This is a genomic window from Amorphoplanes friuliensis DSM 7358 (genome assembly GCF_000494755.1).
GTDB classification, from domain to species: Bacteria; Actinomycetota; Actinomycetes; order Mycobacteriales; family Micromonosporaceae; genus Actinoplanes; species Actinoplanes friuliensis.
The window spans coordinates 6,470,275-6,488,598 of the sequence record NC_022657.1; the positions used below are offsets into that span (position 1 = coordinate 6,470,275).

The 18,324-nt window shown below is 64.5% G+C and carries 21 protein-coding genes; 10 read left to right on the forward strand and 11 right to left on the reverse strand.

Going from position 1 to position 18,324, the window contains the following annotated elements; all coding sequences use genetic code 11:
• Positions 1-17 precede the first annotated feature (17 nt).
• The 5 genes from AFR_RS29815 to AFR_RS29835 form a co-directional block, all read right to left on the reverse strand.
• Complete coding sequence (locus tag AFR_RS29815) at positions 18-755, reverse strand: hypothetical protein (RefSeq protein ID WP_023560535.1); 738 nt, start codon at positions 753-755, stop codon at positions 18-20.
• 585 nt (positions 756-1,340) lie between these two features.
• Positions 1,341-2,465, reverse strand: a complete 1,125-nt coding sequence (locus tag AFR_RS29820; protein ID WP_023560536.1) for a hypothetical protein — start codon at positions 2,463-2,465, stop codon at positions 1,341-1,343.
• Positions 2,462-2,734 (reverse strand): hypothetical protein, encoded by a 273-nt coding sequence (locus AFR_RS29825; protein ID WP_023560537.1) that lies wholly within the window; start codon positions 2,732-2,734, stop codon positions 2,462-2,464. The genes AFR_RS29820 and AFR_RS29825 overlap by 4 nt, the downstream gene beginning before the upstream one ends.
• Before the next feature lie 53 nt (positions 2,735-2,787).
• Positions 2,788-3,243, reverse strand: coding sequence for a CBS domain-containing protein (locus tag AFR_RS29830; RefSeq protein WP_023560538.1), 456 nt, complete (start codon positions 3,241-3,243; stop codon positions 2,788-2,790).
• Positions 3,244-4,020: 777 nt separating this feature from the next.
• Positions 4,021-5,043 carry a PIN domain-containing protein gene (locus tag AFR_RS29835; RefSeq protein WP_148308102.1) on the reverse strand — a complete coding sequence of 341 codons (1,023 nt, stop codon included), beginning with the start codon at positions 5,041-5,043 and terminating at the stop codon, positions 4,021-4,023.
• A gap of 283 nt (positions 5,044-5,326) precedes the next feature.
• On the opposite strand from AFR_RS29835, the gene AFR_RS29840 reads away from it, so the two are divergent.
• From AFR_RS29840 to AFR_RS29850, 3 genes are all read left to right on the forward strand, one after another.
• Complete coding sequence (locus AFR_RS29840) at positions 5,327-6,577, forward strand: AlbA family DNA-binding domain-containing protein (RefSeq protein WP_041841243.1); 1,251 nt, start codon at positions 5,327-5,329, stop codon at positions 6,575-6,577.
• Between the two features lie 247 nt (positions 6,578-6,824).
• Positions 6,825-7,040: a DUF2283 domain-containing protein gene (locus AFR_RS29845; RefSeq protein WP_023560540.1), complete on the forward strand. Its 216-nt coding sequence runs from the start codon at positions 6,825-6,827 to the stop codon at positions 7,038-7,040.
• A 396-nt stretch (positions 7,041-7,436) separates the two neighbouring features.
• Positions 7,437-8,084 carry a hypothetical protein gene (locus tag AFR_RS29850; protein WP_148308103.1) on the forward strand — a complete coding sequence of 216 codons (648 nt, stop codon included), beginning with the start codon at positions 7,437-7,439 and terminating at the stop codon, positions 8,082-8,084.
• Positions 8,085-8,183: 99 nt separating this feature from the next.
• Here AFR_RS29850 and AFR_RS45430 read toward each other — a convergent pair whose 3' ends face one another.
• Genes AFR_RS45430 through AFR_RS46330 form a run of 3 tightly spaced genes read right to left on the reverse strand, consistent with a single transcriptional unit; the run spans position 8,184 to position 10,051 of the window.
• Positions 8,184-9,344, reverse strand: a complete 1,161-nt coding sequence (locus tag AFR_RS45430) for a DnaJ C-terminal domain-containing protein (RefSeq protein WP_238547152.1) — start codon at positions 9,342-9,344, stop codon at positions 8,184-8,186.
• A gap of 27 nt (positions 9,345-9,371) precedes the next feature.
• Positions 9,372-9,668 carry a caspase family protein gene (locus AFR_RS46325; protein ID WP_148308104.1) on the reverse strand — a complete coding sequence of 99 codons (297 nt, stop codon included), beginning with the start codon at positions 9,666-9,668 and terminating at the stop codon, positions 9,372-9,374.
• Positions 9,669-9,670: 2 nt separating this feature from the next.
• The gene (locus AFR_RS46330) at positions 9,671-10,051 is read right to left on the reverse strand and encodes an effector-associated constant component EACC1 (protein ID WP_148308105.1); all 381 of its coding nucleotides are present in this window, start codon (positions 10,049-10,051) and stop codon (positions 9,671-9,673) included.
• Between the two features lie 478 nt (positions 10,052-10,529).
• Between AFR_RS46330 and AFR_RS44120 the strand changes: the two genes are divergently transcribed.
• Both AFR_RS44120 and AFR_RS29860 read left to right on the forward strand, forming a co-directional pair.
• Entirely contained in the window at positions 10,530-11,204 is a 675-nt protein-coding gene (locus tag AFR_RS44120; RefSeq protein WP_023560543.1) for a poly-gamma-glutamate hydrolase family protein, read from the forward strand.
• Between the two features lie 350 nt (positions 11,205-11,554).
• The gene (locus AFR_RS29860; protein WP_023560544.1) at positions 11,555-12,778 is read left to right on the forward strand and encodes a glycosyltransferase 87 family protein; all 1,224 of its coding nucleotides are present in this window, start codon (positions 11,555-11,557) and stop codon (positions 12,776-12,778) included.
• A gap of 107 nt (positions 12,779-12,885) precedes the next feature.
• On the opposite strand, the gene AFR_RS29865 is transcribed toward AFR_RS29860, so the two are convergent.
• The gene (locus AFR_RS29865; protein ID WP_023560545.1) at positions 12,886-13,479 is read right to left on the reverse strand and encodes a TetR/AcrR family transcriptional regulator; all 594 of its coding nucleotides are present in this window, start codon (positions 13,477-13,479) and stop codon (positions 12,886-12,888) included.
• 84 nt (positions 13,480-13,563) lie between these two features.
• Here AFR_RS29865 and AFR_RS29870 point away from each other — a divergent pair, with 84 nt between their 5' ends.
• The 3 genes from AFR_RS29870 to AFR_RS29880 are packed head-to-tail and all read left to right on the forward strand — an operon-like array spanning position 13,564 to position 15,452.
• Positions 13,564-14,553, forward strand: a complete 990-nt coding sequence (locus AFR_RS29870; protein WP_023560546.1) for a quinone oxidoreductase family protein — start codon at positions 13,564-13,566, stop codon at positions 14,551-14,553.
• Positions 14,554-14,586: 33 nt separating this feature from the next.
• Complete coding sequence (locus AFR_RS45435; protein WP_023560547.1) at positions 14,587-15,021, forward strand: MarR family winged helix-turn-helix transcriptional regulator; 435 nt, start codon at positions 14,587-14,589, stop codon at positions 15,019-15,021.
• A complete protein-coding gene (locus AFR_RS29880) occupies positions 15,018-15,452 on the forward strand; it encodes a hypothetical protein (RefSeq protein WP_023560548.1) in 435 nt (144 codons plus the stop codon). Before AFR_RS45435 ends, AFR_RS29880 begins: the two co-directional genes overlap by 4 nt.
• A gap of 48 nt (positions 15,453-15,500) precedes the next feature.
• Here AFR_RS29880 and AFR_RS46890 read toward each other — a convergent pair whose 3' ends face one another.
• Entirely contained in the window at positions 15,501-15,656 is a 156-nt protein-coding gene (locus tag AFR_RS46890) for a hypothetical protein (protein ID WP_158510582.1), read from the reverse strand.
• Between the two features lie 275 nt (positions 15,657-15,931).
• On the opposite strand from AFR_RS46890, the gene AFR_RS29885 reads away from it, so the two are divergent.
• A complete protein-coding gene (locus AFR_RS29885) occupies positions 15,932-16,690 on the forward strand; it encodes a hypothetical protein (protein ID WP_023560549.1) in 759 nt (252 codons plus the stop codon).
• A gap of 20 nt (positions 16,691-16,710) precedes the next feature.
• Here the strand turns inward: AFR_RS29885 and AFR_RS29890 are convergent, their stop codons facing one another.
• Positions 16,711-17,631, reverse strand: coding sequence for an NmrA family NAD(P)-binding protein (locus AFR_RS29890; protein ID WP_052359508.1), 921 nt, complete (start codon positions 17,629-17,631; stop codon positions 16,711-16,713).
• A 63-nt stretch (positions 17,632-17,694) separates the two neighbouring features.
• Between AFR_RS29890 and AFR_RS29895 the strand changes: the two genes are divergently transcribed.
• Positions 17,695-18,309, forward strand: a complete 615-nt coding sequence (locus AFR_RS29895) for a TetR family transcriptional regulator (protein ID WP_023560551.1) — start codon at positions 17,695-17,697, stop codon at positions 18,307-18,309.
• Positions 18,310-18,324: the final 15 nt, after the last annotated feature.

Below are 18,324 nucleotides of genomic sequence, written 5' to 3' on the forward strand. Positions count from 1 at the left end.
CGCGGGTCTGAAGAGTGTCAGAGCTGCGGCGCCTGGATCTGTTCCGGCTTGGCGGAGGACAGTTCCTCGTCGTCCATGTCGAGTTCCCATCGGGCATTGATCTTGTGCTGGAGCGCCATCGCCGCCAGCGTGTGAAGTTTCCAGATTCGAGTCTTGATCCACTCGATCGGCTCCATGAGGCGTAGATACTCGGCCAGCAGCGGGAGGACTCTGAGCTGCGTGCTCACCGTGGAGGAACCGCGGAAGGGCTCGTCGCGGTCCCATCTGGTCCAGGACAGCCCGGCGCTGTCATGAAAACTCAGGCGGCACCGGACGCGTCGCCGGAACTTCTCGGAGCTGGGCCTGACCGTCGCAGCAGGCCAAGGGCGCGGTGTGGTGAACATCAGCTCTTGCTGCGGTGCCTCACCGGGGCCGATCGCCCTGACCAGGCGGATCAGCGTAGAACTGGCCGCAGCCTCGGCCTTCAGCCGCACACTCGAGATCGAGCCTGGGCTGTTGTTCCTGATCGCCACCTTGACGCCGAGCCAGCCCTCCTCCTTGCTCCCCAAGGCTTGGATCATGGTGACGAAGACGAGGCGCGCTTGAGCAGCGTCGGCATCCTGCTTGTCCTCGCGCCTCAGACGCTGGTCATGTCGCCAGACCAAGAAGGCGACGACCACGGCGGTGGCGGTGAAGATGGCCGCACCGAAGGTGGACCAGGCTTCGAGCTTGTCGGTCCAGCTCGGCGCTTCAGCGGTAGCAGCATGGATGAGCATCGCGACTCAGGATACGAAGGCGGGTCCATGTTGATCCGGACCAGCGCTCGCGATCGAGTTGCTCGAAGCGGTTAGCGTGGCCGGGCAATCAGGGCGTTGATCGGGTTGGGCGCGGGGCTTGGCGTGGCCGGGCATGCGGTGCGTCGATCGGATGCTAGCCGGCAATCTCGTTCATCCGGCCTTTCATCAGGACAAGTCGGCCGTCACGATTTTCCAGGCGCGACCGATTCTTGGCGGGCAAGTTCGGCAAGGCCCACTTTGGCAGGACCGACGCCTGAGCTGTGCGGTATTACACCCCAGGGAGCCCGGTTCGAACGCCGAAGGTGGAACGAGCCTTGTCTGCGGCATGACAGTGTGGTGCTGCTCCCACAACCACACCTCGTCCCCGCGTAGACGGGAAGCTATCGGTTTAGCGGTACCGACTGAGCGCCGGTGGTGACGAACCGCGTGAGATCCATCGGCCCTCCGCCAGCCGCAGATGGAGCATCGCCAGCGATCGATGCGGAGCCATCACCTAGCGTACAAGGGTGGTCACACAAGCGGACTCGGTCAACCCGAATCGTAGCCAGCGGCGCAGTTCTAGCCTCAGCCCGGCGTGTCCACCAGATGAATGATTTCCCGGACCGCGCCTATATCGGACAGCAGCGAAATGAGAGGGGCCTGCCGGATAGCCGGCTGTGACCAGAAGATGACCGTCGAATCCCGTAGCCACACCTCATCAGGCTCGATGGACTGCCAGGAGCTGATGATGACGGGCCTGACATGGTCGGGAATCTCTTCGGTGACCCGGCCCAACCGGAGTTCAGCCCGCCCTTGAGCGACGACCGCGATCCCGGCCGACTCCAAATAACTCCGCACATATTCGGCCTCGGCGCGCAGCGGGCCGGTAAGAACGACGACCGGGCCGCGATCGGCATACTGTGCAACCAGGTCGGTGAAGGCGGAAAGTCGCTCGTCGGCGGTCAGAGCCTCAATCCGGTCAATCAGTCCCCAGATGGCATCGGTACGGCCGAAGTCACCATCAGTGATCTGCGCAGCCGCCACCAACAGTTTCGCGTGTGCAGCCGATCGGCTGACGTCGGCATCACCGGCGAGCAGCGGCGCGGCCTCGGCCAAGATCTGCCTCTCGGCAGTGCTTTGCAGCACATTGATCGGCTTGACTACAACATCGTGCCGGTGCCCTGGATAGAGCTTTTGAGCCGGCACGACGATCGTCTCCGCGCCGGGCAACGACTCGGGCGCCTGAGAGTCGCTGATCGCGACAGCGTACCGGGCTCCTGCCGTGAGCTCAGCGACCAGCTGGTACGCCTGGCCGCCGGGCAGAGGGAGAGTGTCGACGATGACCACATCGCGATGACTCGCGGCCAGGCCTTCCTTGACCGCCTGCCGCCGGAGGGCGGCGAAGGTCGCGAGGGTGACTCGGGCTGAGTCCAGGTGTTCGTCAAGTGATTCGAGCGCGGTGGCGGCGTTCAGCTTGTGGAGGCTGACGTCTTCGTAGTCCGACAACCAGTCGACCCACCGCATCAGGCTCTCATTCGCCGACGCGATGATCGTCACCTGCCTCTGGCGGGCCGCTTCCCTGACCCACGGTGCGAGCGCAGCTCGGATGGTCTGCCGACCCGGCGACTGGATGAGGACCGGCCTCTGAACTGCGGTGTCTGCGGCCACCGCAAGTTCGTCGCGCAGCGTCTCGATACTCGCTTCTCTCATGAGGCGATCGCCATCTTCCGGTGGAGCCAGACCCGGGCTGCCAGGACGGAGTCGAGTTCTTCCAACGTGAGTTCGTCGCGGAAGTGGAAGACCTTGTTCCGGATCTCGCTGAGCTGGCCTAGCACGGAGCAGGCGATCTGCCGGCTTCCGCCGAGCGTCTTCGTGAAAATCTTCCCGTACGACTCAGGGTGGGTGGCGACCTGGATCTGCTCGTACAGCGTGAGATCTTCGAGCCGGTCTTTGGTCTTGGTCGTGTCTCGACCCGGCATGACCGCCGCGATGCATTGTGCGAGCACCGCTTGGTCAGGGCAGGCTCGGCGCATCAGGGCTCTAAGGGCCAGCTCGACGTCCTGCAGGAGGATGAACGGTCGTGAGGCGTTCCAGAGAAACCGCGCAATGTCGCCGCTGGTGATGACAGCGAGAGGTTCTCCTCGTCTCCGAGGAGTGCAACGTCGGTCTTCTCCATGGCTCGCAGCACGTCGCCGAAGTCGGTGCCCGTCCGGACGAATGACAGATCCTCCAGGAAGTCGACGACGAGATGGTCCTGCGGGTCGTCGGTGCGACGGACGGCGTTCAACCCTGCGCACAAGGACCGATGACTGAACACGCCAACAACTCGTGAGCCGTGTGTGACCGGGACCTGGTCGAAGCCGGACCCGGCCATCAGTGTCAGCGCGTCCCGCACCTTTGTCTGGGTGTCGACGGTCGCGAGGTTCTGGTCCTCGGGCACGAGCCGAGAAACCTTGAAGAACTCGTGATGGGGTTTGGGGGTATGCATCCTCGACTCCTGGCAATGCCGGCTGACCGTCAGATCCTATGGACGAAGCGCCGGGCAGTCTGGGTTTCGGCGGACGGGACCCCTTTCGTGGGCGAGATGGTGTACGGCGGCGCGGTCTATCGCCACTAGGGCACTTATGGTGTTAGTCGACCCGACGAGAGATCAGCTACTCGCTCGCCCAAGACCTCCACTTTTCAGCCGACGCGCGCTGTCTGCGGCATGACAGTAAACACCTCGGACGATCGGTCGCCCAGCTTGGCCTCATTGAGGATGCGCTCAAGCATGCGGTGCGACATCGTCGCTTAATGCCTTCGGAAAAGCGGGACCTATGGGTCTCACAAGCACGTGCGGCCTTGATCATCGCTGCGACTCGGCGGACCCTCCTTACCTACGGTGAACTTAGAATGGCTCTGGACATGGAGGGCGTCAGCCTGCGGAACCACCTTCGACGCGTACTCGACGACTTATCGGAGGATTGCCGAACCAGAGGCTAGGACTGCTCGCTCGCTGCCCTCGTGGTCAATAAGGAGACGGGCGAGCCGGGTGCTGGTTGGACCAACGGGAGTCGAGAGTGGCCGCAAGAGGTCCGTCGAGTTTTTCAAACTTGGAACCCCAAATAGGAACGTCGGCTGACCCGACCACCGCTGCCGCGTGAGCGTTGCGGTCGCCGGCGGCGGTGCAGAGGGCACGCGCGCGTAATGCGGCAGAAGAGTGAAGTCACGGATCGCGTCGGTTCTATAGTTTTCCGCTGCCCATCGGCTATCGTCACGAATCGCTCTAAGCGTCACCAGAATTTGACTCAAGGCCCGCGAGATCCTCTTCAACCCAGGTGCGCTTCCCGCTAGGGTCTCGCCGCTTCCAATTCACCGTTTTCAGCGTCAGGCTATCTACCGTTCCGTTTTGCATATCGAGCATGCACTCGCCGGAGACGGCGACCTCATCTTGGATATTCGCGTCACCGGAGTGTTGGCGAAAGTCGTAGAATACGGTGAAAGAGACGGCAAAGGACGATCGGTTCCCGGTCTTCAGATAATCCTTGTGCACTCCTCTCAGATCGCGTACGCCTTCGATCGTGGCGGCTACGCTGCTTCGACTCAGTGCCTCCTCTGCAAGTCCTGTAGCCGGTCCGTCAATATCTACACCCTGAAGCTCAACGGTCGAGTCGACCGCAAAATCCGGCGCAATCTCGCGAAGGGCCTCATTGAGTGACCTGAAAACCCTAAGACGGCCCTCTGATACGGCCGCGGATTCGGCAAGGTTGGGGGCAAGGGGGCTCTTAGGGTCCTTGCCTGAGTAGAAGTCGCTGTCAGCAGAAACAAAGTAGACGTGGTGTTCGTCCGCCAGCGAAACGCACGCCTCCCAAAGCAGGCTGTCTTTCATCTGCTGGCCCTTTGGTCCGTTAGGTGGGACCTCGGCGTTGACCATCACGAGTGCGCGCCTAACCTCGCCCAGCGTAATCTCGGGGTACTTGATCTTGTCGAGAATGGGCGCGATCCGGTTGCGAATTCCTACCTCAATCTCGGCCTCATCGATAGTTACGATCCTAGCGCCTCGCTCGCCCATCACTGTATTTACATCGCGTGTAGCCTTGATCAGCTTACTTAAAAACTCGGACGCGGTCCGCGATCGGTGTTTATTTAGCTCGGTTTCAAGCACCTCAGGGATTGCCAGCCAGAGCTGCGGATATTGCCTAACCGCTGCGATAAACGTTTGCCCAACCGGGCTACCAAGCCAATATTGCGAGGTCCAAGTATTGCAGTCGATTACGACGCAGACCGGGCGAGGCGAGATGCGACTCATAGCGACATCCTAGTTGATGCTCGCGGAAGCAAGCGCCTGGCCCAGCACGGTCCCGAGAAAGCGCGAGACCGGAAGAGCCGGTAACTCTGAACCCTTGCTCCTGGCGACCCGGTTGCGGAATAATAAGTCAAGCCGGCCTTGAATCCCTTCGGCAGTTCTGACGATTCCTTGGCGCGGTTGTGCCTGAGTCGACATGTCATCATTGGCCGATTTGAGCACTGCGCCTCACCCGTCGCCGTCGTCGACGGTGTGGGTGAATACGGGGCTGCACTAGGCTTGGCGCATGAGTTTCACGGCAATCCACCGCGCTCTCGGTGTCGGACCAGGACCACTGACCGACGAACTCCTCGACGCAGCGATAACGGCGGGCGTAGCTGAAACAAGCGACCTGGATTGGAAGTCGGAGCTGCCGCCGGCCAAGGGGTTGCCGCAGACGGACTTTCCGAAGGACGTGGCGGCGATGGCGAACAGCGGTGGCGGCGTTATCGTTTACGGCGTTCGCGAGGCTCAGCGGGCGGCTACCGAGCGCGTTGACGTGGGCGACTTCGACGAGACCTACGAGCGCTCACTGCGCAGCGCCGCGATCACCGCAATCTCCCCGCCCGTGTTTGGGCTGAACGTGCATCGCCTCGGAGGCGAGAAGCGCACCGTCGTAGTGGAGGTTCCCGCGAGCGTCGCCGGACCGCATCTGATCTACAGAAACGACTACTTCGGTGCACCCGTACGCAACGACTCGGACACCGTGTGGATGAAAGAGCGGCAGATCGAGGCCATGTACCGCTCTAGGTTCGAGGAACGCCGCCATGCGACGGAGGCATTGGACGCATTGTCGAGCGATGCCTCCGCCGGCCGCGACGCCAGCAAGCGAGCCTGGTTGATCGCTGTCGCTCACCCCCGGATCCCTCGCTTCCGTGAACGCATGACCCGCGATGCCGCCCGATTGATCTTGTCGGAAGCCGAGCCCCTGGCGTTGCACTACGCGGGGCGCGGTGGCAATCATCCTCTGGAATCCGTGGACCGGTTAAACCCTCGACCGGGGCTACGCCGATGGGTCGCCTTGAGCCTACCGATAGGCGACCATTCGTTATGGAAGGAGGCGTGGGTGAGCATTCACCATGACGGCTCGGTCACGGTGGCTTCCGCGGTTGGCGGGCGTCCCCTGAGCCACGACCAGTACCTCGACGGCTGGCAGATCGAATCCGCTGCCATCGAATGCGCAATTGCCGACCTCATGGCGCTTATCCGAACCACCGCGGAAGCGACCGATAACGACGAGTACGACGTGCGTGTCCAAGTCGAATGGACCGGTGGGCAGCCGCTCCTGCTGGTGACCAGGGATCACATGGGCCACGTGTATGACGCAGGGTCGGTCCCTCTTCACCGATACGCACCTGTGGAGACCGCTGCGAACGCCGCCGGCCCCGACCTTGACTTCTACTGGCAGGTCCATGACCTCGCCCGTGACTGCGTGAACCAGGGTGGAATTGCAGATGTGTTCATGATCCGTCCTCCAGCCCGGGAGGGCGAGGCGTAGGTGCCGGACGGTGATGGTTGTCACCCGCTCGGCTTGCTGACCTCTCCGAACGTTCCGGAACGGACGCCAACGAATAGGGGATGTAGTCACCAAGCCGCTCACGCCGGGATCGGCGGGATGCAGAACCCAGCGCCAGTCGGTCAGCCCGTACGCTGCGTGGTGGTGCGCCGTTCCTGGTCCGCCCGGAGCGCGGCAGATCAGTGCGTCAAGCACGGCCTGGCAACCCTGGAACGTGGTCAAATGCCGCATGCGACTTACGTACGACGACGAAGCTAATGCTGCTTACCTCGAGATCGAGGACATCGCCGAGGGGACTGCCGTCGAGAACGTCGTCGTTGAGCGTCCGGGAAGAGGCGACATCATCCTCGACTTCGATGCTGCCGGACGACTGCTCGGGGTGGAGGTTATTGGCGCGACCGCACTCGTTCGCACAACGGCTCTCGATGCTGCCGAACGGCTCTGAACCTTCGGGCATTGCGCCGTCAGGCGCGCCTTCTCGGCGGCAAATGAGGGGCGTCAGCCCCGATGGCTGGACGTGCACCCTTTAGGCCATTACGGTCCCGCAGTTGCGTCGGTTAGACATGCGAATCTTTATCCCCAGAGGGGAGCACTAAGCGTGGGTTCTGTTAGGCCGCCTCTGCTGTTTTTGGCCGAGGATGACACTGTTGTCGTCGTCTCGTCCCGGCCGCTGAAACCTTCTGCCGGCCGAACGGAGGTCCAGCGGAAGGGTCCGCTGGCCATCACTTCTTCGATTCAGTTGAGTTCACATCGATGGACGGCCCGTGAGGTTCGCGGGTTCGGGGTGCTCGGTTTGCTGGTGGCTAGCATGGTCAACTGCCTTGGAGGCGAGTGGTGGCCGATGTTCGCCGCCCTGGGCGCGGTGCTGATAGTCGTCTCAGTTTTTGTTCGTCCCGGGCGCCAACCTGGCACCGTTTTCGCGCCCAACTTCGAGGTACAACCAGAGGAGCATCGGCTGCTCGTAGCCAGCCAGGAGCGGAAGACGATGTCAGAAGTCGTCGAGGTGGTCGGACGCATCTCGGCCACTTGGTCAGAACTCGACGTGATGATCGACGTCGTGTCCGCGGAACATGCCGTGGCGCGCGCGACTTTTGATCTCGCGGGTCTTCTCGAACGTCGGGAGCGACTACGCCGAACCAGGGACGATCTCCAGACTCTGCCAAACGGCGGATTGCCGGCGAGTAATCCTGCCGTGCGGTCGTTAACAGCCCAGATTGATCGGATCAATCGTGCGTATTCACAAGTCGACGCGGAGATCTCCCGGAGAATCGCTGCGCTGGAAAAAACGGCCGAGGTGGGCGAAATGTTTGTCAACGAGGAGGCACTTCGCCGGGCGACTCAACACGCAGAGCAGATGCTGGCCGAACTGGATCAAGAAACCTTGACCTCGCGGCTTGAACCAGAGCCGAGCACGGCGTTGGCCGACGAGATGGACGCTGTCCTTCGCGCATACCGGGAGCTGATCGATATTCCGAATGGGGTTGGGTAGTCGAACACTAGCATCGTTGCGGCGCCCGCCGGCCGAGGACAGCACAGACAGCTGCGGTGCTCGCCTCGCGGCAAAATGAGTATGGCGAATTCAGCTCGATCAGGGAGTAGTACCGCGGTTGTCGGCAAATTGTCGAATCATGCGTTGCTGTTCCGGGGACAGATTTGCGGGAATCACGACGTTCAAGCGTACGTACAGGTCACCGGCACCATCCGCTCTGAGGTGCGGCACGCCGTATCCCCTGAGGCGCAATCTGGTGGCCGGCTGGCTGCCTGCTGGAATGCGAATTGACAATTTCTGCTTGTCCAGCGTGTGCAGCGATACGACGCAGCCCAGAATGGCGTCGGTCACGTCGACGCTGAGTTGACAATGCAAGTCGTTGTTGTCCCTGCTGAAGACGTCATGCGGCAACTCGGCTATCTCGATATAAAGATCGCCGGCAGTGCCACCGCCGGGACCGACTTCGCCCTGACGCGCCAGGCGGATACGCATCCCGTCCTCGACGCCGGCCGGGATGTCTACGGTGAGGGCACGAGTGAGCCGTATGCGGCCGTCGCCGTCGCAGTTCGCGCAAGGCTGGAAAATGGTGTTGCCGAATCCTCTGCATTCGAGACACTGGTTGCCGTTGACCAGCCCTGTATTCCGGCAGGTCCCGCATGCCTGAAGCGTCGATCCCGGGGCGTGTAAAGCACCTTCGCACGTCGGGCACAATACCGCCGTGTCGACGGTGACTGGTGCGTCGACTCCGTAAACCGTTTCAGGTAGGTCCAACTCCAGTCGCAGGATCGCGTCCGCGCCAGGCTGTGCTCGACTGAGTGGATAGGTTACGTCGGGAACCGCACCGAGGTATGCCCTGTTCCGGGTAAGCGCGAGATGCTCGACCGTACCGGTGCCCCGCTGCTGTGGTAGGGGGAAATTGACCTCCGCGAGATGTTGCCGGACACGCGGGTAAATGGTGGCGAACGAAAGGAGCTCGGGTCCACCCGGTACGCCCTCCTGCAGCAAATTGAGTAGATGGCCGCTGAAGGACGTGTAGGTCGCACCGAGCGGAGCGAGCGCAGAATGGTTCGGTGGTGCCGAGGTCAGAATGTAAGAACCCTGAATGCCCACCTGCGCGATGATGGCCTCATCGAGCCCGCCCAGATCAGCGATGGCACGGCCACTGAAACAGCAGTCGAGGATAACCACTTTGTTCTTGGCGGGCGACTCGGCCAAGACCTGGCGAATCAGGTTATAGGAGAAACCGCTGGCCTCGATCACATCCTTTTCGGAGTTTTTGAGCGCGAGTTAGAGTTCGTTATAGTTTCCCCCGGTCGCACCATGCCCGGAGAAGTAGAATATGAGAGTGTCCAGAGCGGATGTCGCGGCGTCCAAGAGGGTTTTGTAGAGCAATGCGGGACTGCTCGGATCCGGAACGCTGATGCAATTGGCTCGCGGCAGGCCGCACAGTGAGGGGTTCATCAGAATATCCGCGAGAGCGGACACGTTGTTTTTTACCGCGGGCACATCCGGAAAGCCGTCCGAATCGTAGCGGCTCACGCCGATCAGGACGGCACGGGAGCTTTCAGGATCGGGAAGTCGCACCCTTACTCCTCGATCGCTTCATCTGGGCTTCCTTCGATCGGACGTGCGGTTTCCAGCACCGCCTGGATAAGGCGCTGCGGATCGCGAACACGCTTGGCTTCCAGGGTGACGAGATCAGTTCCATCCTCCGCCTTGACAGTGAGCGTCACATCCGATCGATTCTGTGCCATCCATAGGGCAATCGATCGGGCGACGACTGCTGCGGCACCAGCGATGGTCGGAATCGCGACGGCCAGTTCAGAGAACGCACCGAGTTCGCCCGGCTGGATCGGCGGTATGTGTCGACTGACGCAGCCCTTGATCAACTCTTCCTGCCGTAGCCAGTTCAGCAAAGACGAACCCGGGTCGCCGACGCCGTCGATCGCAAAACGAAACTCATTCACGTAAATCCTCTCGGCTGAACTCGTCGCATTGCAAGTATCTCTTACTACAACCCATCCCCATGCAACCTCCGCGGCGTCGTGGTTTGCCGCGGCCTTTCATGTGAATGCGCTCAACTCGGCATGAGAGCGCACCAGTCGGCCAGCGGTTGCCGTTGTCGGCCTTCGACCGGACTACGAGTGCCCCCGTTGACGGCGCACTCGTGCTGGGTCAGCGACCTCGGCGCGTAACCGGCATCCGGTGGGTGACACCCGCGCTGTTTGCCTGCGATGCAGAAGCTGCTCTGGCACATTGATCGCACCTATGGGCCTACCGGCGTGCTGCGGAACGGGCCAACGGCTCGCCCGCCCACCGACGGCAGCGGACGGTTCTCGGTGGACGGGACTGCGTAGGATCCCGAAACGTATCGGCAGCACTGGATCGATCGACCACCGGAACGGGGAAAACCGCGTGAGAAATGCAGGATGGGTCTTGGCCGGGATGACCATCACGCTCGGGATCCTGACCGGATGCGGCGTCACACCGGTCGAGCAGACGCCGGGTCTTTCGGCGGCCGCCACGTCCGGCAAGGTCGCGGAATATCCGTCGATGACGGCGCTGCGCAAGGTCGAACAGGCCGGCGTCGCTTTTGACCTCACGTGGACGGTCACCGACTCACCGCTGATCGTCGTTGCTCCGCACGGTGGCGCGATCGAATTGCGTACCAGCGAAATTGCGAGCGCGGTCGCGGGTGCGGACCACACGCAGTGTCAGTTCAAGGGCAAGCTGCCTGCGGGGCAGAACTTTCCGCGACTGCATGTGACCAGCGAGAACTGGGACACCGAAGAGTGCTTGATCCTGATCCGTCAGCGGCCCCACGCCCTGTCGATCCACGGCGCGTCGAAGCCAGGTGAGATCGCCTACATCGGTGGGCGTGACACCGCGACGGGCGCCGACCTGGGGGCGGCTCTGCGATCGGCTGGCTTCAGCGTTCAACAGCCTGCGCCGGCTGACATCGCCGGGACCTCGATCGACAACTTCGTCAACAAGGACGCCGACGGCGCCGGGGTCCAATTCGAACTCACCACCGACCTTCGCATGCTGCTGTTTCCCACGAAAGACGGTCCGCCCTCGACGCGTGGACAGGCTTTCATCGACGCCGTGCGATCCGTGTAACGCAAACCGCTGAGCCCTCGAGTCGCCGAGTCGGCGCTCCTCATTGCTGCGGGGGCTTTGATCTGGGCGGCGAGGACGAGGCGCGCCTGAAGCGAAGGAACGCACCTTCCGCGCCGGCATCTCCCGACCGACGGACACGAGCTCGACCGGACGAGGACGATTCGTGGACGCCATTCCGGGTACGCCGCAGCCCCGGCCCCATCGGCGCGCCCCGGCACAGCGCGGAACGGTCACGGGAGGGTGGAAACCTCCAGCTCAGTGGGCGGTGCTTGGGGGGATTGTCACCGCCTGAAAGGTTCGATCATGATTTGCCTTCGGACAGCGGTCGCGAAGGAGCCGCTGCAGGTTAGATGTCGCAGGCCGTGCATCCGGTGAGGCAGCCACGCGCGATGCGAGGGCTCGGTCCGATCCTGGCCGTGATCGGCGCCGCCGCCGTCCTGGCAGGTGCGACGGCCTGGGCCGAAATACCCGCCAAGCTGAGTGTCCATGGGGAGTTCGTAGACCTTTCCGTCTACCGGTACGGCGGCCGGTTGATTCTTGACGGTCTGCCGCTCTACGGCTCCCGTGACCCGGCAACCGGTCTGGCCTTCACCTATCCGCCCTTCGCGGCGGTAGCGCTGGTGGCGCTGGAGCCGGTTCCGTTCTGGCTCGCCACGGCCTGGTGGACGGCGGCGTCGGTCGGCGCGATGGCCGGGACCATCCTGGTAGCAGGGCATGCGCTCGGCCGTCCCGTTCCGCACCGGCTGGTCGCGCTGCTAACCGTGGGTGCGCTTGCCCTGGAACCGGTGTGGCAGAACCTCACCTTCGGCCAGATCAACCTCTTGCTGATGCTGGCAGTGCTCATCGATCTGGTCCACCCGGATCGGCGCTGGTCGGGCGTGCTCGTAGGCATCGCAGCCGGGGTGAAACTGACCCCGCTCGTGTTCGTCGTCCTGCTGGTGCTGATCCATCGTCGTGCAGCGGCCGGTCGAGCGCTTCTGGCCTTTTTCGCCACCATTGCGATCGGGTTCGCGGTCATCCCGGGCTCGGCAAAGGCGTACTGGACCGACAATCTCATCGAGGCGGGCCGGGTCGGTCCCCCGGAACTGGCCCACAACCAGTCGGTGTTCGGCGCGCTCACCCGGCTGCTCGACGTCCCAGCGCCGACTCTGCTGTGGCTCGCGGTCGCCGGACCGCTCGCACTGGCGATCGTGGTCGTCGGCGCCCTCTGGTGGCGCCGTGGCGACCGGGTACTCGGCGCCGGCTTCGCAGCGTTGGCCATGCTTTTCGCTTCACCGGTCTCCTGGTCCCACCACTGGGTATGGGCCGCGCCCATCGGGCTGGCACTGTGGTCGTACAACTGGTGGGCGAGCATCGTGTGGACCGCGGTGTTCGTGGCCCGCCCGTTTGTGTGGCCACCATGGGGTCAGAGCCGCGAGTATCGCTGGGGTCCGATCGAGCACATCATCGGCAACGCCTACCTGCTCGCCGCGCTCGCCCTCTGCGTCTGGGCGGCGGTGAGACTCAGCGCCGGCGGTATGGCAGTACCGGCGGCGGATGGCCACGCCTCCCTCGATCAGAAAGCTCACCGATGAGCCTGCGCCGCCGTCAAGAGCTACCGAGTCACTGCGGCACTGATCGCTACTAGCAGCGCTCACCGCGACCGACGAGCGCGGATCGCGGCATGAGCGGATTGCGAGGGCTACTCGGGCATCAGGGCGGTCACCAGGTCGCGCAATGTCCGGTCGAGGCGGTTTCCGTCGCCACGCTCCAGTGCGTTCAGGATCAGTTCGCTGTGCAGGGTGGCGAGGAGGATGTGGGCGAGCATGTCAGCGTCGAGGTCCGGCCGTTGCTGATGGGCCAGTTGGCTGATGTGGTCGTGCCAGGACCGGTAAACCGGATGCTCCTCACGCGGTTCCTGCTCCGACGCGGCGGTGACGGGCGCGGCGGGGCCGAGGGCGGCGAGCAGGCCCTTGTTGCGGGCGACCAACTCGACCACAGCGGTGAGGAAGGCCAGGAGTCGTGCGCGCGGCGGGGCGCCCTGACCCAGCGGCGGCGGGCCGGTGGTGATCGCGATCTCCAGGTCCTGCGCGCGTTCCTGCATGAGTGCGCGCATGAGCCCGTGCCGGCTGCCGAACCGATGGAACACCGTGCCCTTGCCGACGCCGGCGGCCGTGGCCACCTGTTCCATCGAGATCTGTTGCGGGTGATGCCGGGTCAGCAACTCCTCGGTGGCGCGCAGGATGGCCGCGCGGTTACGGACCGCGTCGGCGCGGAGTCGTTCGGGCTCGGTCATGGCACACCTCGACAACTGGACCGTCGGTCCAGTAACGTCCCGGACCGAAGTTGACTGCCGGTCCAGTTTAGGCGAGGGGTGGCCATGCGACGCGTCCGGTACTACGAGTACGGCGGGCCGGAGGTACTGACCGCCGAAGATGTCGATCAGCCGGTCCCCCAGGCGGGACAGGTACTGCTGCGAGCCGAGGCGATCGGCGTCAACTTCGTCGACACCCGGTTTCGCAGTGGACCCGGCAGCGGCAGCATCTTCCATCGCCCTCTGCCCGGCCGCCCGACCGGTGACGTGGTCGGCACGGTCACCCGAGTGGGACCCGGCGTCGAACCGCAGCTTGTGGGCCGGCGGGTCGCCGCGCTCGCCGAGGACGCGTACGCGGACTACGTCGTCGCCGAAGCACTATGGCTCGCCGCCGTCCCTGACCACCTCGATGCCGGTGACGCCAGCATGCTGGCCATGAGCGCCCCCGTCGCCCTGCGGATCCTTCGCGCCGCGCAGCTGAACCCCGGCGACACCGTCCTGATCCACGCCGCCGCCGGCGGCATCGGACACCTCGCCGTGCAATTCGCCAAGTTCCTCGGCGCCGGAACCGTCATCGGCACGGCCCGATCATCAAGCAAGCTCGACTTCGTCCGGGCCGTCGGCGCTGACGTCGCCATCGACTACGCACAACCTGACTGGCCCGACCAGGTCCGCGCAGCCGCCCCCGGTGGTGTCGACATCGTGCTCGACGCGGTCGGTGGAACGATCCTGCAGTCCAGTCTCGACCTGCTTGCGCCCTTCGGCCGCGCCGTGGTCTACGGCGCCGCGACCGGAGAACTGGAGCAGATCCCGGTCGTCAAACTCTTCGCGCTGCGATCCGTCACCGGGTTCAACCTCACCGCCTGGCGCCACGCGAGCCCGGACCAGGCACGCCACGAGATGGACGAGATCGCCGACCTGTTCGCAGCCGGCCGGCTGCGCACCACCGTGCACGCCGGCCTCCCACTCACTCAGGCCGCGACCGCCCACGAACTCATCGAGACCCGCTCTCACACCGGCCGCATCCTGCTACTCCCGGATGCCCGAAGCACTTGAGGAAGATACGACGAAATCGTATAGTCCGAAATCGTGATATCTGAAGCCGCGCCTTCTGACTGGTCCGCCCTGCTTGCTCTACAACGGGCTACCCATGCCACCCTGCAGGTTCTTGCGGCCGAACTCGTCGATCTCGATCTCACCGCCTCCGAGATCAACGCCTTGGCCAACCTTGCCGACGCCCGAGGCCTCACCATCTCCGAACTCGGCAAGGCCGTGGGTGTACGCCCCACGACACTCACCAGCGTGCTGGACCGCCTCGAACGACGCGGACACATCACCCGGGGCAGTCGTCCGGGAGACCGCCGGGTTGTCGTTGTCGAGCTCACCTCGGATGGCCGCAAAGCCGCCACCGCAGTCCGCGAATCCATCACCCGTACAGAGCGCCGCGCGCTGGGCGGCCTGCCGGTCGGTGAGATGGCTGTCTTGCGACAGGCGCTGGAAGCTCTGGCGGGAATGTCCTCATGACAACGCCGGACTCACCGGCCTTCGAAGCACTGATGGCCCAGGTGATGACCACTGCCGAACAGTTCGGTCACCGGGAACATGTCCACCTGACGTGGCTGGCCGTGCGGCACTACGGAGTTTCCGAAGCGATCGATCTCATCAGCGACGGGATCCAGCGCACCGCCCGATACGCCGGCGCGCCGCAGAAATACCACGCAACGGTCAGCCGCGCATGGGTTGAACTCATCGGACACCACGCCTCCGAAACCCGGCAAGAGGACTTCGCCGGGTTCGCCGACCAGCATCCCGCCCTCCTCGACAAGCGCCTGCTCCTTCGCTTCTACCGATCGGCGACGCTGGCCAGCGTTCAGGCCAAGCAGGGCTGGGTCCCGCCCGACCTCGTCCCGTTTCCCTGGCAGAGTCTCGACGCCCACGGGCCCGGGCGGGGTTGATCACGCGATACGACCCGGGCAAGCGTCAGTCGTCTTCTCGGCCGTTGCTTACAGGTCACTCGGCCAGGGCGTTGTTGAGGGCCCGGGCGAGCCAATGCTCGTGCCGATCGTGGTGATCAACAAGTCGTGCAGCTCGGGCGCGATCCGGGCCCGGACGATGTCGCAGGCGCGTTCGGCGACCTGGCCGAGTTTGAGCGAGGTCATCCATCCCGACGCGGTGAACCGTGAGTCCAGAGCAAAGCCACCCGACTGCCGGATTCAGGGGCCGCCGGATGCGCGATGGCATGGTCTTCGATCACTGGGCCAACCGCGACGACAAGCCTGCGATGGGTGCCGCCGACGCCGCTCTACCTGCGGCGGATTGGCCCTCGCCAAGCGACAAACCGCCCGCCCGGTCTCGCAGATGCCGCCTGGCCGAGATGATGGCGGTCTGGCGCAGGACCTGATCGGGTCGCGCGCGGGGGTTAGCGTCGCAGGGTATGCAGAGCGTTGACCGGGTGCTGGCCAGGCATCTCGCCTATCTGGCGTTCATCGAAATCCGCTCGGCCGCGGGCGGGCCCACCCGGACACCAGCCAAGACCACGCCGGCGGAGGCGCTGACCCACATCCGGTTTCTGTCCGACCTGTGCCACAACCTGCCGCTCGGCGAAGGCCGCCGCCCGGATCGCTCGCGTACCAGACCGCCGAGCCGGCGGGAGGTCGCGATGCGGGAGCGGCCGATGAGCTGGACCTGGAACACCGCCGGGCCGCAGGGCCAAGCCTGGATCCTGGCGCACGTGGCGAAGCTGGATCTTGACTGGACTCCCCCGCCGCCGCTGCCGACCCCGTACGTGGTGCTTCCGCCGTTCACCCTGCAACAGCGGATGCGGTTCCTGGCGCGGTGGCCGGTGGGGACTCCGCGAGAACAGCGGGTGCTCAAGGTCTACGACAACACCACCCTCGCCGCGCACTCCCCACAGCTGGCCGGCCTGGTTGATCCCGGGGTCGAGCACTACGTCTTTCCGGACCCGTCGCCGTACGACGCCCAGAGCGCGGAACTGCTCTGCCGGTTGCTGCTGCGGATGGTCGACGGCGCGGAGGTCACCAGCCACGTACGGCTGGCGCCCGAGGTTTTCGCCGCGCTGCCGTCGAGCGTGCCGTTCTGGCGGCAGCGGCTGCTGGCCCATCGAGCCCGGCTCGTCGAACGGGATCTGGGACTGTGGACGCGGGATCGAGATCGCGTTTCCAGCAGGGCGTAGTTGCCGGTACACCTTGCTGGTCAACTTGCTGGTTGGGGTGGCGCGGAGAATGCGGTGGCGTGGTCCGTGACCCACTGGCGAAAGGTCCGCGCCGGTCTCCCAAGCTGGTCGGACACCGCGGAGGTGACATATGCGGGCTGCCCCATCGTCGCTTGCCATGCGGCCAGCAGCATGTTCGCTGCCGAGTGCAAGGCTTCCGGAGCCTGGCGCCGGAAATCGTCCGGTGACACTTCCTCGAAAGTGACCGGCCGACCGAGAACAGCACTGATGATTGCCACCTGCTCGGCCTGGCTGAGTGACTCGGGTCCGGTCAGGACGTAGTCACCGCCGGCGTGCCCGTCCTCGTACAGGGTTCGCGCGATGACCGCGGCGACGTCCCGGTCGTCGACGGGAGCCGTCTCTGCTGCGCCGTAGGGCCATCGGACGAGGCCGTCGTCACGGATGGAGGCGGCCCACCAGAACAAGGCGTTCGATGCGAACATCCCCGGCCGGATGATGGTCGACTCGAGTCCTGTGGCCGCGATGAGCCGCTCGATCTCGGCGTGCAGGGCTGCCATCGGGTTCGGCTGCTGGAAGAAGGGGTGCGGGGTCCGGTGCGGGGCCGACAGGTAGACGACGCGCTGCGCCTCGGCGGCCAGCCGATCGATCACGGCAGCTGCGGTCGGGGGCGGCGCGGTCCAGACGAGGAACACCGTGCTGACACCGATCAGTGCGGCGTCGAGCGACTCGGGCACGGTGAGATCGCCGGTGACCACGTCGACGCCGGCGGGCAGTGTCGCCGCCGACTCGGACCGGCGGACGAGGGCGCGGACCGGCACCCCTGCCTCAGTCAGCTGGTCGACCACGGCGCGGCCGATCCGGCCGGTCGCCCCGGTGACGAGCACCGGGGATGCAGCTACGGATCTCTCAGCAAGTCGGCCGTCGTCCAGGGAATTTTTCATGGGCCCCAGTGAAACGTTACCGAGTTAAAAAAGCAACTCGGTAACGAATGATACTGTGTTCCAGTGATCGAGTCTGCCGGACTGCGCGCGCGCAAGAAGCTACGAACACGGGATGCGATCGCGGACGCGGCGATCTCCCTGTTTTTGGCGCGTGGATTCGACCAGGTGTCGGTGTCCGATGTCGCCGCAGCGGCCGAAGTATCAAAACCGACGCTGTTCCGCTACTTCCCGACCAAGGAAGACCTGGTCCTGCACCGCTTTGCCGACCACCAGGGCGAGGCCGCACGTGTGGTGAGCGGCCGGCACCCTGACGTCTCCCCGATGGCAGCCCTGCACAGCCATTTCCGGGCCGGTCTCGATCGTTTCGAGCCGGTCACCGGCCTCAACGATCATCCCGAGGTGGTCGCGTTCCACCAGCTGGTGTTCGCCACCGCGAGCTTGACCGGGCGGCTCACCCAGTACCTGCTCGACGACGAGGACGCCCTGGCCGCAGCCCTCGGCCACGGCATCACAGGGCGACTGCAGGCCGCGCAGGTGATCGCCGTTCAACGTGTACTCGCCCGGACCAACTGGCAGAAGATCGCCGACGGGCGGACCGCACACGAGGTCAGACCCGAGGCGATCGCCGACGCCGAGCAGGCCTTCGCCCGGCTACGCCACGAAGAAGGCAGTTCCTAGCCCACTACGGCGCCG